The sequence below is a fragment of the Aeromonas sp. CU5 genome (genome assembly GCF_002586745.1).
GTDB lineage: Bacteria > Pseudomonadota > Gammaproteobacteria > Enterobacterales > Aeromonadaceae > Aeromonas > Aeromonas sobria.
Window position 1 is genome coordinate 2497915 of record NZ_CP023817.1, and the last position, 16168, is coordinate 2514082.

The window sequence follows — 16168 nt, forward strand, 5'->3', positions numbered from 1 at the left end:
CCCGGAAAAAAAGTGACTGACAGGGAGTCAGGATCCTGAGGGTTCCATTCCCCCACCTTTGGTTGGGACATTTTGTCCATTAGAGGAAGCCAAAATGTCCCGACCATCGATGTGGGTTTGAGAATGGTTATCAGCCAACTCGTGCGGCTCGTCGGCGGCAGGTTCGCTGGCAACTGCAACCGGTTCAGCGGATCCGCTGGCCGGATTGGCCGATTCGCTGTCCGGGGCGGTTACCTGATCTACCAGCCAGTTGCGCAGCCCGGCGGTCAGGGCCGCAGGCAGCAATTCGGGCTGGCTGAAATCCTGGGTGTAGTCGTCGAGCCCATCCGGCTTGTGGCTGCGAAACATGGCCCGCAGCGCCTCCCTGTCCGGGAGTTTTGACTTGCCCGGCTGAGCCGTTGTTAGCGGCGGTTCGCCACTCTCAGCCCCCTCAACTGCAAGGGGTTCACCACTCCCCTTGTCAGTGCTGACTACGGAGCTATCCATCGCGGTATCTGGAGTTTCACCTTCGCCACTGCCTTCGGTTGACGCGGTAACAGCCTCGGGAATGGCCTCTTCCCTCGGCTGCAATACCTGATGCTTGCGCGCCTCACTCTTGCGAGACGACCAGCGCTTGAGGAACTCACTCATGGGCGCTGTTTCCGGCCTTGTTTCCGGCACTGTTTCCAGCATTGCTGCCACGCTCGCGGCCATCGGGGCCGGTGGCTTTGACTGCGCCGCAGCTGGCTTGATCTTGGCTATCGACACCGAGCTGATCCTGCGCCCGCCCCTTGCCCTTCTTGCCCTTGCGACGGGCCTCCAGCAGCTCGCCGTGACGACCGATAAAGGCCTCCACCCAGGCTTGCAGCGCTTCGGGCAGCGGACAAGAGAGCACCTGCCGCTCGCCATCCATATAGGCGGCAGCCACGGTCTGGCTCAGGGTCAGGCCATCGGCCACAAAGCCACTGTCCACGCGGCTTCCGGTGACAAAGAGGCGGGGCGAGCCGGAGCTCAAATTGAAGCGATAATCCCCCCGCTCATCGCGAAACAGGGTAAGGGGCAAGGCACCTGCAGCCTCGGGCTCGGCAGGGTGGAGCGCCGCAATCTCGAAACGGCGGCTCTGCCAGCGGCCAACCTGGCTGTCGATGGCCTTTAACTCCAGTTGCAGCCAGCGCTGCGGGGGCAAGGTATTGGTGGTGTCTTGCACTGTCACGGCTCCCATCAGAAGGTCTCTGCCGGGCCGCCCTCCCCCGTAATCCACCCCGTTCGGGGCGGATCAGAGCAGGAGATTCAGGGCAGCCACGGCCATCAATGGGATAAGACTTAGCAAGAGTGGGGCCAAGGCAGGTTTGGTGGTTAATGGGGGCTTTGATGCGGGTTGGGACGTCGTGCGGGACATAGGTTGGCGCGGGCGTAGGTTGGTGCAGAGCGCAGCGAAGCCCAACATGCGGCGTCAAACCTATTCACCCGAGCATAATCGAGGGAATGGCAATAATCGAATAAGGCCGAATTATCCGATTATTGCCTTGATAAGGCTGTTCGCGGTAAACGTTGGGATTCGCTTCGTGAAGCGTCAGACTACAAGTAAGTCAAAAAATACGATCTATTTTTATGTTCCACACCATACAAGATTAGTGGCCAAAACTGTGGCCACCAATCTTGATACACAGTGCATTTAACACAACTAATAAATCATCTTAAATAAGATCTAAGCAGATCGTTTTTTAAAAAAACGTGCTGTACGATAAAGTCAGAACCTGTAAGGGATAAATGACCATAATCCCAGACAAGCGGCGAGTTATTATCATCCACTTTAGCAAGACACTTCCCGCGATGACACAATTTGTCAAGAATAGATATATAACTTACATCAGTGCGTTGTGAGAAATTCACTTTCATTGAATTATCTATCTCAAGTAGCTTTCTATCAAAAGCACTATCAGCAAATGAGGTTTCTGCCTTATCAAAATGTCGCAAGCCTATTGTTCTAGGTAATGATGGTTGCCATTGTGGTACAGGGCCAACAATAACAACATGCTTGACCCCTAGCTCTGTGAGACGCTTAACAATTTCTTCATAATGGTTTTTATCATGATCATGTTGCTGCGCCATGATAACTAAGCTAGGTTGCAATTTTTCTATTGCTCGGATTGCAGCATTATTTGATCTATCACAAGCCAACTTGAATTGCCCAGTAGTCACACTATCACTACCTAAATGAGGCTGACAACCCGAAGATGCTATTTGATAAAAATCATAATTTGGTAGCAAATGTTTCCTTAAGCCATATGACAATGCTTGTGCATGAGAATCCCCCCACAAAAATATTCCATCCTCTTGATTTTTAATAGCACAAGTGTCGGGTATTCCTTCATTTTTAGCAATGTAGGTTTCCCCATTAAAATAATCACACTCTAGCTTATATTCATTTTTGATCGTATTTGTTAAGTATGCATCACGCGAATATTTATCGATATACTTTGAGCTGTCTGACACTGCGCCAGAGCGGATTGGTAAATTAGCACCACCTAGAATAAAAATTACACAAGATAAAAATACCAACATTATCACCGGTGACAGTACAGCTAGACTTTCTTTTAACTTGGTAAAAGTTGCTAAAGATCTTCTTGTGGGGTTTTCCACAAAAAGATAAGAAACCTCACCCAACATCAGCGAGCCCGACACCCCCAAGATAATCCATAGTGGATTGCCTTGCTCACCAGCATAAGTCAGCAATACTACCAACGGCCAGTGCCACAAATAAATTGAGTAAGAGCTGGCCCCGAGGTGGCGAGCAAACAGGTTAGCGGTAAACCATGAATGCTGGCGATTGGCTGCCAATACCAACATGGCCCCCACCACCGGCACCAGCGCCAAATAGCCAGGCCACAGCATCGCTGGATCAAATGTGGCGATCGCCCAAACGATCAGCGCAAAACCAAGCCCTTCAATTAATGCGGCCCACTGGCGCGGCATAATTTGAGTTCGAGTGGCCCACCACACCAAGCCACCCGCTAGCATTTCCCACGCGCGAGTTGGCAACAGATAAAACGCAGGCCCCGGCCAGCGCACACTAACATAAATAGACAGGGCTAACGACAACATCCCGACCACAACAAGCGCCCACTTTACCCCGCGCTTGCCAAAAAAGTGCCACAAGAGCAGGCAGCCCAGCGGCAATAGAATATAAAATTGCCACTCCACCGACAGCGACCAAGTGTGCAGTAACCACTTTTCATGAGAGGCGGCATCAAAATAACCGGCTTCGCGCCAGAATTTTAGGTTTGATACGAACGCAACCGCCGTACCCACATGGACGCCCAGCATCTTGTAATCAACGCTGGGTAGCCAGACCCAGCCAAAGATCAGTAAGCTGGAACAGAGCACCAACAGGGCAGGGATAATCCGCCTTGCCCGTGCAAGATAAAAATCCCACAGCGAAAAATTGCCACGTTCGAGGCCAGCAATAATGATCCCGGTCATTAAAAAACCAGAGATGACGAAAAAAACATCAACCCCGATAAAGCCACCAGCAAAACCGGGCACGCCAAAGTGATAAAGCATCACAGCGGCCACCGCCCAAGCCCGCAGGCCGTTAATATCGTGACGAAATGACTTAGACTGGATTAGGGGTTGGTTGGTTGGTTGGTTGGTTGGTTGGTTAGTTGCCATACAGCTTCACATTCCGAAATGTAATAAATTGAAAAATTGCCCGCCATTGCGAGAAATAACGACCAAAAGTGGGCAGATTATGCCGCAATCGATGCCCTAACACACTCATAAAATCACGGTGCCCTACTTCAAGCCAACCCCATGAGCCGAGCATCTTGAAACGTACCAAGAGACTCACGCTAATATTTACCAATCAGGCATTTAGTAGATATATCAATAGTACCAGCATTGCTGCCTTCTAAATAACTGCTCCGAATAGTAGATCACCGGAGGAAGGGAACTCAGACCAGTTTGTGTGATCTCATTAGTCGCCAAACAAAACAAGCCACACCCAAAGGACTGAGTTGATGCCTATGGCGTTGTTTCCCAAATCAGCCAGCAAGTCATGACTTCCCCAGCCCCGGGTGACCGCTACACTCGGGGCTTTCTGACAGGTAAGCCAAGGGTGTTCAGTTTGTTTATCGCGCTCACATACGCCATCACTTCTCCCACTTGACCATTGTATTTTCGCAGGGTGATTTGGCCTGCCATTAACTGTTTGAACCGGAACATCGCTGTCTCTGCCAGCGAACGACGGTGATACCCCGATATCTTCTTCCAGTGCGCCAGCCCTTCCTTGCGCATCACCTGCACCGCCTCATTTCTCGGATGGCCCTTTTTCCATAGCCCTGCGTTCTTGCGAGGCGGGATACACGCCGTCGCCCCTTTACGCGCAATCAACCGATGGCTGGCTTTGCTGTCATAGGCGCCATCCGCGTAAACACGCCCCAGCTTGCGACGCAGAGGATTGAGCAAGGTCGGCAACACCTCCGCGTCATGCACATTCTTCAGCGACACTTCTGCCGCCACGATATCGTGAGTCACCGGATCTACCGCCAGATGCAACTTGCGCCAGACTCGACGTTTCTCAGCGCCGTGTTTTCTGACTTTCCACTCGCCTTCACCAAACACTTTCAGACCCGTCGAGTCGATAACCAGGTCGGTAATGCGCCCCTTGGGGGGCTGCCGATAGGCCACCTTCACTGTGCGTGCGCGCTTGCTGACACAGCTGTAGTCCGGGGCACACAGCGGCACATTCATCAGCTCGAACAGGGAGTCGAGTAGCCCCTGAGTGGCTCGCAGCGTGAGGCTGAAAATCCCTTTGAGCATCAGAACGGTACAGATGCTCTGGTCGGTGTAGAGCTGGCTGCGTCCCCGTTTTCCGTGATGGTCTTGGTGAAACCAGTTATCCATGGCCTCGGCATCAACCCAGAAAGTGAGAGAGCCACGGTTGATCAAAGACCTGTTGTATTGAGGCCAATTGGTGATGGGGTGAAGCACTTTACCCATGATGCAGACTTGAGGGGGATGGTGGTGATCAGAGCACTGGGTTTTCAATTAGTTCCATTCAAGCTGCATCGATTTAGGAAACAACGCCATAAAAGACCCAGCTTATCAGGAGAAAATGGCGAATATCGACGCTGCACTGGCCCACTGTGATGCCGATAATCCGGTGTTTTATGAGGATGAAGTCGATATAGACCTCAATCCCAAATTAGGGGCCGACTGGATGTTCAGAGCGCAGCAAAAGCGTGTTGTCACTCCGGGGCAAAATGCCAAGCATTACCTGGCAGGCGTTCTTCATGCAGGCAACGGAAGAGTGCTTTACGTCAGCGGGATAAAGAAAAACTCATCGCTGTTTATCGCCATGCTGGAAAAGCTGCGTCACCACTACCGACGAGCCAAAACCATCACGCTGATCCTCGATAACTACATCATTCACAAAAGCAAACAGACCGAGCGATGGTTGAAGAAGAACCCCAAGTTCTGCCTGGTATTCCAGCCAGTTTACAGTCCTTGGGTTAATCACATAGAACGGCTGTGGCACAAGTTGCATGAAACCATCACGCGCAATCATCAATGCAGAGGGATGGCCAACCTGCTGGCTCGAGTGAAACACTTCATGGATACAGTGTCTCCTTTCCCCGGGAATGGCTATGGCACAGCGAAGGTGTAGCACTATTAGGATCAGTTATTTAGAATGAAGCATCTGGAACAAAACTTGCTGTATCCCTCCCCTTAGATCCCGGCAACCGGTCGCGAGGGGCCCATGACACCGACCTTTATCAAAAGCAATGCAGCCGCCCAGCTCACCATGGCCGTCGAGGTGATGGATGAACAGGGCACGATGAACACCCGCCAAATCGCCTGTGAGCGGCCACTGACTGTCTACCTCAACTGGAAGGAGATAGTGACCCTGATGACCCTTGGGGCGCGCCCCGAGGCGCTGGTACTGGGTTATCTGAAAAATCAGGGCTTTATCGAGGATATTTCGGCCATCGAGTCGGTGATCGTCGACTGGGAGAGCGAGGCCGCCGCCGTGGTGAGCAGCCAGCAGGCCGCAGATCTCGACAAGTCGCTGGAGAAGAAGACGGTCACCTCAGGCTGCGGTCAGGGCACCATGTATGGCAGCGTGATGAAGAAGCTGGAAGGGGTGGTATTGGCGGCGCCGGAGCTGAAACAGAGCACCCTCTACGCCCTGCTCAAGGCGCTGTCGGCCCATAACGAAACCTACAAGATGGCGGGTGCCGTGCATGGCTGCGCCATCTGTCGCGGCAGCGAAATCCTCTCTTTTGTCGAGGATGTCGGGCGCCACAATGCGGTGGATACCCTGGCGGGCGAACTCTGGATGCGCGGCGAGAGCGGCCACGACAAGATCTTCTACACCACCGGGCGGCTCACCTCGGAGATGGTGATCAAGGTGGCGCAGATGGACATTCCGGTGCTGCTGTCGCGCTCCGGCGTCACCCAGATGGGGCTGGATCTCGCCCGCCAACTCGGCATCACCATGATTGCTCGCGCCAAGGGGCGCCATTTCGAGGTCTTTAGCGGCCACGACCATATCGTGCTGGACGAGAAGCCGCCGGTGCTGGCGCCCGGTTCGGCCGGGCGCGGGATGCGGGACTAAGCCATGAACGAGTTTATGAGTGCCGAACAGATCGCTCTGTATCTCGACCACGCCACCAAAGGGTCAAGCGCAAGCCATGAATGAATTTATGAACGTGAAGCAGGTGGCCGAATACCTCGATCTCAACGAGAAGAAGGTTTACCAGCTCGCCAACGAGGCGCGCATCCCCGCCACCAAGGCGACCGGCAAGTGGCTGTTTCCCCGCTCCCTGCTCGATCGCTGGCTGCTCGGCAGCTGCCACGAGGGGGTGATGAACGACCGGCTGCTGCTGGCAGGCTCCGACGACGTGCTGCTCCACTACGCCAGCAGCCGTTTGGCCCAGCAGCTCGGCACCCAGGCACTGGTGGGCTACACCCCGTGCGGCACCCGTCAGGGGCTGGCGATGCTGGCGCGCGGCCATGTGGATCTCTGCGCCATCCACTGGGGGCAGGCCGAAGAGGCCCATCTGCGCCACCCGGCGCTGGTGCAGCAGTATCAGGGCCACCGGCAATGGGTGATCGTTCATGGATTTAGGCGGGTGCAGGGGCTGGTACTGCGGCAGGGGTTGCAACCCAAGGAGGCGAAAGAGGCGCTCGACTGGCGCTGGGCCATGCGCCAAGAAGGTGCTGGCAGCCAGCGCGCCCTGCAGGAGTGGTTGCAAACCCAGGGGGAGTCGCTGACCCGGCTGGAGCGCACCCTCGAGGTCAACAGCGAGCGGGAGCTGGCCGCCGCCATCAGCCGTGGCGATGCGGATGTCGGGCCCGGCGCCCAGAGCACCGCCACCGAGTTTGGCCTCGGCTTTATGCCCTTGTCGCAGGAGTGTTTCGATCTGGTAATGCCGCAGGGGGTCTTCTTTCGTACCTTGCTGCAACAGCTGATCGGCTGGCTGCAATCCCCCGAAGGGCGCGAGCTGGCGGCCCGCCTTGGCGGTTATGACCTGACCCAAAGTGGCAAGCCGGTGTGGAGCCCGCAGTAAATAACCACTCACCCACCGACAAAACAGCCCGCCAACCATGTTGACGGGCTGTTTTTATAACGGGCCTTTTTATAACAGCATCAATCGCTTGTCTCACGCCCCTCGGCATTGAGGGCGATGCGCCACCCTTCCAGTTTCGTGGGCTCACCACCGCTGGGCAGCAGGGCGTGGCTGCGCAGCCGCACGGTAAAGCAGCTCCCCTGCCCCGGGGTGGAGTCCACCAGCAGCTCCCCGCCCCAGCGGCTGATGATGCGGTGGCTCAGGGCCAGCCCCAGCCCGGTGCCGGTGGCGCGGGTGGTGAAGAAGGGATCGAAGATCTTGTCGATAATGGCCGCCTCGATGCCGCTGCCGTTGTCGATCACCCGCACCTCTGCCCCGCGCAGCTGACCCAGTTCATCGAACCAGTCGCGGCTCTCGACCCGGATCTCCCCCTGTTCCCCCAGCGCGTGGCTGGCGTTGACCAGGAGGTTGATCAGCACCTGCAGCAGCTGCTGACGATCCGCCTCGATGGGCTGCATGGCCTTGAGGTCGGCCACCAGCTCCACCTGCTGCTGACGCAGAGCGGAGCGCACCAGGGTCAGGCTCTCTTCGATAATGGGATTGAGGTGCTGCCACACCGGCGCCGTCTCGTAGTCGCCGGGGCGGGAGTATTGCAACAGACTGCGGGTGATGGCACGAATGCGCTCGATCTGGGCCAGCACCAGCGCCAACTCCTCGCTGACCGGCTCGGCCGCCTCCCCCAGCTCCAGCTTCATCAGCTCCACATTGCCAAGGATCACCGCCAAGGGGTTGTTGATCTCGTGGGCCACTCCGGCCGAGAGCTCGCCAAGGGCCGCCAGCTTCTCGCTGATCAGCAGCTGCTGGCGCGCCTCGGTCAGCATATGGATATGATCTTCCAGCTCGGCGGTCTTGAGCTTGAGGCTCTGGGTGCGTTCGGCCACCTTCTGCTCCAGCTCATCGGCGCTGCGAGCCATCTGCTGCTGGTGCGCCTCCTGCCGGTCCAGCATGGCGTCGAACTGGCGGCCGAGCTGGGCCAGCTCGTGGTCGGGGTCGAGGGCCAATGGGCCGATGCGAGCCGAGTGGCCCGCCTGCACCTGCCGCACCACCTTGTGCATCCGCTCTATGGGGGAGAAGAGATCCCGCGCGCCGCGATAGACCAGCAGGCCCGAGAGCAGCAACAGCAGCACCACGCCGGAGCCCAGCTCCACCAGATTGGTGAGGTAAGTGCGGATGATGGGCCACTCGAGAAAGCCGACATAGAGCATGCCGAGCCGTTCGCCCCGGGCCCCCAGCAGCGGCTCGTAGCCCGAGACATACCAGGCGTCGTGGACGAAAGCGCGGTCAACCCACATCTCCCCCCGCCCCAGCACCTGCTCGCGCACCGGCGGCGAGACCCGGGTGCCCACCGCCCGGCCCACCTGACGGCTGCTGCTGACCGGTACGTTGGTGCTCACCCGCAGATCGTCGAGAAACAGGGTGACTGTGCCGACGCTGCCATCCGGCAGGGTGTTTTTGGCAAACACCTGCCCCTTGAGCTCATCCACCAGCCGGGTGCTGCCGTTGACAAGCTCGCCCCCCTCCAGCACAGCCCAGAGCGAGCCGTCGCGGCCCATCACCGGCGTCAGTGACAGGCTGATCAATCCCCGGTTCTCCACCACCTTGGTGCCATCCCGCTGCCACAGCACAGCCCGCTTGGCCAACACAGGGGCGAGGGCGAGCATCTCCTGCTGCGACCAGACCACGAAGTGACTGACGCTGCGTCCGGCCGTGAGGGCGGCACGCGCCTGCGCCGTCAGCTGATCCAGCTCGGGGCCACGGCGCAAACGCAGGAAGTCGAGGCCATAGTTGGCCGCCAGCGGCATCACCCAATCCTGCAGCTGATCCGGCGATTCCCGCAGTCGCAGCTGAAAGGCCCAGGCATCGCGCAGATGCTCCAGATGTTCGGTCTGGCGCTGCTGCTGCACCGTGATGGCGTGGTGGGCCACCCCGAGATCGCTGCGCACCGTGGTGAGCAGGTTCTGCCAGCTGTAGGTGAGGGTCCAGTAGAGGGTGAGCGCGATCATGCCCGCCAGGGTGAGCATGATGGGCACCGAGGTGAGCAGCAGCAGACGCCAGCGCACTTTTGTGCGCACGCAGCGGGGCAGCAGGGCGCGCATGCAGCGGGAGATCAGGGTCAGTTTCATCGCCACCCCATCCGATCAACCTTCCTCATTCGATGGCCCACTCCTTGAATTTGCGCTCCAGGGTCTTGCGCGCCACCCCGAGCACCCGGGAAGCGGCCGACTTGTTGCCATCATGGCTGGCTACCACTTGCAGGATGTGGGCCTTCTCCACCTCGGCCAGCGGCCATGCCAGCGGATAACCCTCCTCGCTCGCCTCCTGTTCGGCGGGTTTGCTGCTCAGCCAGTAATCGGCGGGGGGCTTGCCCAGCAGCAGACAGCGCTCAATCAGGTTGCGCAGCTCCCGCACGTTGCCGGGCCATGGATAAGCCTGCATGGCCACCACATCCTCGTGGGTCCAGCTTAAGGATCCCATCCCCATCTCGGCGGTGAGCTGGCGGGTAAAGTGGTGCACCAGCGCGGGGATGTCGTCGATGCGATCCCGCAGCGGCGCCACCGGCAGTGCCACCACGTTGAGGCGGTAGAAGAGATCTTCACGAAAGCGGCCCGCCTCCACTTCGGCTTTGAGGTTGCGGTTGGTGGCGGCGACGATGCGTACATCCACCGCCAGCTCGCGCTCGGCACCGACCGGGCGAATGGCTTTTTGCTCCAGCACCCGCAGCAGGGAGGATTGCATGGCCAGCGGCATTTCGCCGATCTCGTCGAGAAACAGGGTGCCCTGATGGGCAACCCGAAACAGGCCGTCACGCCCCTTGCGGGCACCGGTAAAGGCCCCCTGCACGTGGCCAAACAGCTCGCTTTCCAGCAGTTCGGGGGCGATGGAGGCGCAGTTTAGCGGCACAAAAGCCCCCATCCGGCCAGAGAGTTGATGCAGGGCGCGGGCCACCAGCTCCTTGCCGGTGCCGGACTCCCCCTCCACCAGCACGGCGGCATTGGAGGGGGCCACTCTGGCGATGAGCGTCTTGAGCTCGCGGGTCTTGGCGCTGTCGCCAATCAGGGTGGGGGGGAACAGCTTGCTCACCTCCCGGCGCAGCAGCAGGTTCTCCCGCTCCATCTGGCGGCGCTCGATGACCCTGTCCACCGCCTGCACCATCTGATCGAGATTGAAGGGCTTGAGGATAAAGTCGCTGGCGCCGAGGCGCAGCGCCTTGAGGGCGGTATCCATGTCGCCAAAACCTGTCATGAAAATGATGTCGCTGCGACGGGTAGCGGGGTCGATGGCCTCGTGCCACTCGATGCCGGAGCGCCCCGGCAGCCGGATGTCGGCGATGATGAGATCAAAATGCAGGCGGCAGCGCAGGGCTTCCGCCTCTTCCACGCTGGCGGCAGTCTCTATCTGGGCGAAGCGCTTGGCCAGTGCCTTGGCCAGAAAGCTGCGCATGCCGGGCTCATCGTCAACGATGAGCAGGGAGAGGGCAGACCAGCGGCTAACGGATGCAGTCATGGAAAAAAGTACCTCAGATACACGTAAGGTCAGATAATATCCCGATAACCGGAACTTTAGTGGGACATTTTGTCCTTCCCGTATCAAAAGCACCAACACCCATGATTAAAAGCGACAACAAGCTCCCCTGATTGATTTCAATAAGCTTCTGTTTTTAAACGGCAAACCGTGAATGCGATGACAAAGGAACAGTTTGGCACCCTGCTTGCTTACTCTTGCCCTCTCCTCATCCACCCTGAAAAAAGTTGCATCAAGATGACGATAAAAACCAATTTCAAACGTTTTGCCCTCTCCCTCGCCGCCAGCCTGCTGATCGCCGGAGCGGCCCACGCTGACGCCGCGAAAGCGCCGATCCGCCTCGCTACCACCACCAGCACCGAGCAGTCCGGTCTGCTGGGCTGGCTGCTGCCCCAGTTCACCAAAGAGACCGGTTATCCGGTGCAGGTGATGGCGGCCGGTACCGGCCAGAGCCTGAAGATGGGCGAAAATGGCGATGCTGATCTGGTGATGACCCACGCCCCCTCTGCCGAGAAGAAGTTCGTTGATGCGGGCTTTGGCATCGAGCCGGTGCATTTGATGTACAACGACTTCGTCATCGTCGGCCCGGCGAAAGACCCGGCGGGTCTGGCCAAGCTGCACGACGCGGCCAAGGGGCTGCAAGCCATCAAGGATCAGGGCCAGACCTTTATCTCCCGCGGTGACGAATCCGGCACCCACATCAAGGAGCAGACCCTGTGGCAAGCCGCTGACGTCAAACCCGAGTTTGCCGGTTACAAATCCATCGGCCAGGGGATGGGTCCGACCCTGACCATGGCCTCCGAGCTGGGTGCCTACACCCTGACCGACCGTGGCACCTGGCTCGCCTATCAGAGCAAGCTGGATCTCGCCGTGCTGCTGGAGGGTGACAAGCGCCTGTTCAACCCCTATCAGGTGATCCTGGTCAACCCCAAGCGCTACCCGGATCTCAACACCGAAGGGGCGCGCACCCTGAAAAACTGGCTGATCTCCGAGCATGGCCAGAAGTTGATCGGCGACTTCAAGGTGGCGGGTCAGGCGCTGTTTGTGGCGGATGCCAACGGGAAATAATGGCAACCCTGACCCCTGCGATGACGTTGATGGCCCTCCCCCGGTTCGCTGAGGGAGGCGCCTGATGCTGACACGGCTCGATGCGACGTTGGCCGCCCTAGCCCTGCACCATGGGAGAGAGGCGTCATGCCAACCTTGATCGATACAACGTTGGCGGCCCTCGCCCTGCTGTTCAGTGGTGACACCGAACTGTGGCAGGTGGTGGGGGTCTCCTTCTCCGTCTCCTGTATAGCACTGCTGCTGGTGCTGCTGCCCGCGTTGCTGCTGGGCTTTGCGCTGGCCTATCTGCCGTTGCCCGGCCGCTGGCTCTGGCTCTCCTGCATCAATACCCTGCAATCGGTGCCGACCGTGGTGATTGGCCTGCTGCTCTATATGCTGCTGTCGCGGGCCGGCCCCTTTGGCGACTGGAAGCTGCTGTTTACCCAGCAGGCGATGGTGGTGGGGCAGATGCTGATCGCCTTTCCGGTGATCGCCACCATGGCCCACGCGGCGTTTGTCCAGAGCGATCGGCGCGCCTGGGAGACCGCCCTGACCCTGGGGGTATCCTGGCCCAAGGCGTTGATCGGCCTGATGCATGAGTGCCGCTTTGGCCTGCTGGCCGCCATCATCGGCGCCTTTAGCCGCATCGTTACCGAGGTAGGCTGCTCCATGATGGTGGGGGGCAATATCCTGCACTTCACCCGCAATATCCCCACCGCCATCGCGCTGGAGACCCAGAAAGGTGCCTTCACCCAGGGGGTGGCGCTCGGCATAGTGCTGCTCACCCTAGCCCTCTTGCTCAACCTGCTGCTGACCGCGTGTCGCGGCCACAGTTATTTGAAGAACTGACCATGCCCCCACTGTGTATCAACAGGAGTACCCCATGGCCCTGACCGCCCAGCAACTCACCATGCGCTTTGGCGAGCGCCAGCTGTTCGAGATTGACCGGCTCGCCATCGCACCGGGGGATGCCATCTGGCTGCACGGGGCCAACGGGGTGGGCAAGACCACCCTGCTCAAGATCCTGGCGGGGCTGCTCGCCCCCACCCGTGGCAACACCAATCTACCGGGGCGCTGGCAACGGCGGCTCAACCGGCTGCTCAAGCGGGATCTGGGGCCGGGCCGGGTCACCTATCTGCACCAGACTCCCTATCTGTTCGATCGCACCGTACACGACAACGTGGCATGGGCGCTGGATAAACAGCTCGGCAGCGAAATCCGGGTGTTCGAAGCGCTGCGCCGGGTCGAGCTGGAGGGGCTGGCGCGGGAGCACATCAGTATTTTGTCCGGTGGCGAACGGCAACGGCTGGCGATGGCCCGCGCTTGGGCGCTGCAACCGGCCTTTCTGCTGATGGATGAGCCCACCGCCAATCTGGACACACATTCGGTTGCCCTGATGGCCGCATTGGCGCAAGATCTGCGGGAACATGGCAGCGGCCTGGTCGTCATCAGCCACCAGAGCAATGCCCTGACCGACCTGTGCGAGCGGCAATGGACCCTCGCCCGTGGCCAGCTGCAAGAGACGACCCCTTTAAAAATCATCGAGCGACATGACTTCAAAAAGCGACAGCCACTCTGATCCCGTTGCCGTATCAGCAGTGATCCTGGCAGGAGGCCGCGCCACCCGCATGGGGGGCGAAGACAAGGGATGGGTAGCACTGGCGGGACGCCCCCTGATCGACCACGTTTTGGCACGCCTGCGCCCCCAGGTGGATGAGGTGCTGATCAACGCCAACCGCAGTCAGCCCCGCTATCAGGCGCTGGCCCCAGTCATCAGCGATGACAACAACGACTATCTCGGCCCGCTGGCGGGCATGCAGGCGGGCCTTGCCGCCGCCCGTCATGACTGGGTGCTGTTTGTCCCCTGCGATGGCCCCGCCCTGCCGCTGGATCTGATGAGCCGCTTTCGCGCCGCCCTGACCCCACAGACCGAGCTGGTGGTGGCCCACGACGGCGACTGGCTGCAACCCGTGGTGGCTCTGCTGCATAAATCCCTGCTCCCCTCCCTCAGCGCCGCGCTGGCCGAGGGTGAGCGCAAAATCGATGTCTGGTTTGCCCGCCACAATATGGCGGTGGTGAGCTTTGCCGATCAGCCGGATGCCTTTATCAATCTCAACAGCCCTGCCGAGCTGGCCGCCTACGAGGCCCGCCTGCTTGCCCCGGCTATCGACCCCCAACAAGGAGTCACCTCATGACCCCGGCCCCCACCCTTCCCCTGCTCGGCTTTGCCGCCTGGAGCGGCACCGGCAAGACCACCTTACTGGAGCAGTTGATCCCCCTGCTGGTGGATCGCGGCCTGCGCATCGGGGTGCTCAAGCACGCCCACCACGACTTTGACATCGACCAGCCGGGCAAGGACAGCCATCGGCTGCGCAAGGCGGGGGCCCAGCAGATGATGGTGGCCTCCCGCCGCCGCCATGCCCGCATCATTGAAACCGAGCTTGCCGAAGCCGACTTTCGCCAGCTGCTGGCAAGCTTCGATCAAACCAGCCTCGACTTGCTCTTGGTCGAGGGGTTCAAGCACGAGCACTTCCCGAAAATCGAACTGCACCGCGCCGAAATTGGCAAGCCGCTGCTCTTCCCCGACGACAGGGACATCATCGCGCTGGCCAGCGATCAGCCCCAACAGAGTGGCGAACAACAGCAGACAAGCCTGCCCCGCCTCGATATCAACGATCTGGCGGCCATCGCCGACTTCGTCTGCCGCTGGCTTGACGGCTGCCAGAGCAAGGAGCCGGAGGCGGGCAAGGGATTTCTCTCGGTAGAGGCGGCCCGCAACGCCATTCTGGCGGCCCTCACCCCAAGCAACGCCTGCAGTGAAAAACCGCTGGCTCAGTGCCACGGCGCCGTGCTGGCCGCCGATCTGGTGAGCCCCATCAATGTGCCGCCCCACGCCAACTCGGCGATGGATGGCATTGGCCTGCGCAGCGACGACCTCGCCGCCGGTCGCTGGCAGCTGGTGGGGGAAGTGCTGGCGGGCCAGCAGCACCATGAGCCGGTGCTGGCCGGTCAGGCGGTGCAGATCATGACCGGCGCCCCGCTGCCCCCCGGCGTGGATACCGTGGTGATGCGGGAAGAGACGCTGATTGAAGGTGAGTGGGTCGCCGTCACCACCCCAATCCGGGCGGGGCAGAATGTGCGCCTGGCTGGCGAAGATCTCGCCAAGGGTGCGGTCGCCATCCCGGCCGGTACCTGGCTTGGCGCCCCCCAGCTCGGGCTGGCAGCATCCCTCGGTCAAGCCACGCTCAGCGTGCGCACCCCGCTGAAAGTGGCGCTGTTCAGTACCGGCGATGAGGTGCAGGCACCGGGCGAACAGCTCGCCCCCGGCCATATCTTCGACAGCAACCGCTTCACCCTGATGGCCCTGATTCGCGCCGCCGGGTGCGAGGTGATGGACCTTGGCATCATTCCCGATGACAAGGCCATCCTGCGCCAGCAGCTGGAGCAGGCCGCCGCCAGCGCCGATCTGGTGCTGAGCTCGGGCGGGGTGTCGGTGGGCAACGCCGACTTTATCAAGCTGGTGCTGGCAGAGCTCGGCCAGATCGATTTCTGGCGCATCCAGATGCGGCCGGGCCGCCCGCTCGCCTTTGGCAAGCTGGGGCAGACCCCCTTCTTCGGCCTGCCGGGCAATCCGGTGGCGGCGATGATCTGCGTGCTGCAGTTTGTCGAACCCGCCATCGCCCGCCTGCAAGGCAAGCTGTGGCAGCCGCTGCGCCTGTCGGCACTGGCGGACGAGAAGATGAAGAGCCGCCCGGGGCGCACCGAATTTCTGCGCGGCATCTTCCATCAGGACCGCAACGGCCAGCTGCGGGTGCGTACCACAGGGCCGCAGGGCTCCGGCATTCTCAGCTCCATGAGCGATGCCAACTGCCTGATCGAAATCGTACCGGATCAACCCGGCATCGCCATTGGCGAGCGGGTCTGGATCCACCCCTTGCAGGGACGACTGGCCTGATACCCGAACGGGGCGTCGGCCGGATGCACGG

The 16168-nt window shown here is 59.9% G+C and carries 13 protein-coding genes and 1 pseudogene; 8 read left to right on the plus strand and 6 right to left on the minus strand.

Annotation, left to right across the window (positions count from 1 at the left end; all coding sequences use genetic code 11):
• Positions 1-27 precede the first annotated feature (27 nt).
• The 4 genes from CK911_RS10915 to CK911_RS10930 all read right to left on the minus strand — a co-directional run bounded on the left by CK911_RS10915 (position 28) and on the right by CK911_RS10930 (position 4980).
• Entirely contained in the window at positions 28-630 is a 603-nt protein-coding gene (locus tag CK911_RS10915) for a DUF3306 domain-containing protein (RefSeq protein ID WP_098969939.1), read from the minus strand.
• On the minus strand, positions 623-1201 hold the full coding sequence (locus CK911_RS10920; RefSeq protein ID WP_098969940.1) for a DUF3305 domain-containing protein: 579 nt from the start codon (positions 1199-1201) through the stop codon (positions 623-625). The genes CK911_RS10915 and CK911_RS10920 overlap by 8 nt, the downstream gene beginning before the upstream one ends.
• A gap of 470 nt (positions 1202-1671) precedes the next feature.
• A complete protein-coding gene (locus tag CK911_RS10925) occupies positions 1672-3651 on the minus strand; it encodes an acyltransferase family protein (protein WP_098969941.1) in 1980 nt (659 codons plus the stop codon).
• Between the two features lie 411 nt (positions 3652-4062).
• Positions 4063-4980 (minus strand): IS5-like element ISAs4 family transposase, encoded by a 918-nt coding sequence (locus CK911_RS10930; RefSeq protein ID WP_098972507.1) that lies wholly within the window; start codon positions 4978-4980, stop codon positions 4063-4065.
• Positions 4981-5068: 88 nt separating this feature from the next.
• Between CK911_RS10930 and CK911_RS10935 the strand changes: the two are divergent.
• From CK911_RS10935 to CK911_RS10945, 3 genes and pseudogenes are all read left to right on the plus strand, one after another.
• A pseudogene (locus tag CK911_RS10935) lies at positions 5069-5647 on the plus strand (IS630-like element ISAhy2 family transposase); the annotation flags it as partial.
• Between the two features lie 93 nt (positions 5648-5740).
• Positions 5741-6598, plus strand: a complete 858-nt coding sequence (locus CK911_RS10940; protein ID WP_098969942.1) for a formate dehydrogenase accessory sulfurtransferase FdhD — start codon at positions 5741-5743, stop codon at positions 6596-6598.
• An 88-nt stretch (positions 6599-6686) separates the two neighbouring features.
• Positions 6687-7553: a helix-turn-helix transcriptional regulator gene (locus CK911_RS10945; protein ID WP_172954100.1), complete on the plus strand. Its 867-nt coding sequence runs from the start codon at positions 6687-6689 to the stop codon at positions 7551-7553.
• 80 nt (positions 7554-7633) lie between these two features.
• On the opposite strand, the gene CK911_RS10950 is transcribed toward CK911_RS10945, so the two are convergent.
• A complete protein-coding gene (locus tag CK911_RS10950; protein ID WP_172954006.1) occupies positions 7634-9736 on the minus strand; it encodes a cache domain-containing protein in 2103 nt (700 codons plus the stop codon).
• Between the two features lie 25 nt (positions 9737-9761).
• Positions 9762-11117 (minus strand): sigma-54 dependent transcriptional regulator, encoded by a 1356-nt coding sequence (locus CK911_RS10955; protein WP_098969943.1) that lies wholly within the window; start codon positions 11115-11117, stop codon positions 9762-9764.
• Between the two features lie 255 nt (positions 11118-11372).
• Here CK911_RS10955 and CK911_RS10960 point away from each other — a divergent pair, with 255 nt between their 5' ends.
• The 5 genes from CK911_RS10960 (at position 11373) to CK911_RS10980 (ending at position 16137) form a co-directional block, all read left to right on the plus strand.
• Entirely contained in the window at positions 11373-12203 is an 831-nt protein-coding gene (locus tag CK911_RS10960; protein WP_098972612.1) for a substrate-binding domain-containing protein, read from the plus strand.
• A gap of 126 nt (positions 12204-12329) precedes the next feature.
• Positions 12330-13031 carry an ABC transporter permease gene (locus tag CK911_RS10965; RefSeq protein ID WP_019446238.1) on the plus strand — a complete coding sequence of 234 codons (702 nt, stop codon included), beginning with the start codon at positions 12330-12332 and terminating at the stop codon, positions 13029-13031.
• A 34-nt stretch (positions 13032-13065) separates the two neighbouring features.
• Positions 13066-13761: an energy-coupling factor ABC transporter ATP-binding protein gene (locus tag CK911_RS10970; RefSeq protein ID WP_098969944.1), complete on the plus strand. Its 696-nt coding sequence runs from the start codon at positions 13066-13068 to the stop codon at positions 13759-13761.
• A complete protein-coding gene (mobA, locus tag CK911_RS10975) occupies positions 13733-14377 on the plus strand; it encodes a molybdenum cofactor guanylyltransferase MobA (protein ID WP_098969945.1) in 645 nt (214 codons plus the stop codon). The genes CK911_RS10970 and mobA overlap by 29 nt, the downstream gene beginning before the upstream one ends.
• On the plus strand, positions 14374-16137 hold the full coding sequence (locus CK911_RS10980; protein WP_098969946.1) for a bifunctional molybdopterin-guanine dinucleotide biosynthesis adaptor protein MobB/molybdopterin molybdotransferase MoeA: 1764 nt from the start codon (positions 14374-14376) through the stop codon (positions 16135-16137). The genes mobA and CK911_RS10980 overlap by 4 nt, the downstream gene beginning before the upstream one ends.
• Positions 16138-16168: the final 31 nt, after the last annotated feature.

What these genes read in the sequence shown, in the direction of transcription:
- CK911_RS10945 (WP_172954100.1), top strand. Translation starts at nt 6,687, where the DNA reads ATGAACGTGAAGCAGGTGGCCGAATACCTCGATCTCAACGAGAAGAAG.
- CK911_RS10950 (WP_172954006.1), bottom strand. Translation starts at nt 9,736, where the DNA reads ATGAAACTGACCCTGATCTCCCGCTGCATGCGCGCCCTGCTGCCCCGC.
- CK911_RS10980 (WP_098969946.1), top strand. Translation starts at nt 14,374, where the DNA reads ATGACCCCGGCCCCCACCCTTCCCCTGCTCGGCTTTGCCGCCTGGAGC.
- CK911_RS10925 (WP_098969941.1), bottom strand. Translation starts at nt 3,651, where the DNA reads ATGGCAACTAACCAACCAACCAACCAACCAACCAACCAACCCCTAATC.
- CK911_RS10960 (WP_098972612.1), top strand. Translation starts at nt 11,373, where the DNA reads ATGACGATAAAAACCAATTTCAAACGTTTTGCCCTCTCCCTCGCCGCC.
- CK911_RS10930 (WP_098972507.1), bottom strand. Translation starts at nt 4,980, where the DNA reads ATGGGTAAAGTGCTTCACCCCATCACCAATTGGCCTCAATACAACAGG.
- CK911_RS10955 (WP_098969943.1), bottom strand. Translation starts at nt 11,117, where the DNA reads ATGACTGCATCCGTTAGCCGCTGGTCTGCCCTCTCCCTGCTCATCGTT.
- CK911_RS10920 (WP_098969940.1), bottom strand. Translation starts at nt 1,201, where the DNA reads ATGGGAGCCGTGACAGTGCAAGACACCACCAATACCTTGCCCCCGCAG.
- mobA (WP_098969945.1), top strand. Translation starts at nt 13,733, where the DNA reads ATGACTTCAAAAAGCGACAGCCACTCTGATCCCGTTGCCGTATCAGCA.
- CK911_RS10970 (WP_098969944.1), top strand. Translation starts at nt 13,066, where the DNA reads ATGGCCCTGACCGCCCAGCAACTCACCATGCGCTTTGGCGAGCGCCAG.
- CK911_RS10915 (WP_098969939.1), bottom strand. Translation starts at nt 630, where the DNA reads ATGAGTGAGTTCCTCAAGCGCTGGTCGTCTCGCAAGAGTGAGGCGCGC.
- CK911_RS10965 (WP_019446238.1), top strand. Translation starts at nt 12,330, where the DNA reads ATGCCAACCTTGATCGATACAACGTTGGCGGCCCTCGCCCTGCTGTTC.
- CK911_RS10940 (WP_098969942.1), top strand. Translation starts at nt 5,741, where the DNA reads ATGACACCGACCTTTATCAAAAGCAATGCAGCCGCCCAGCTCACCATG.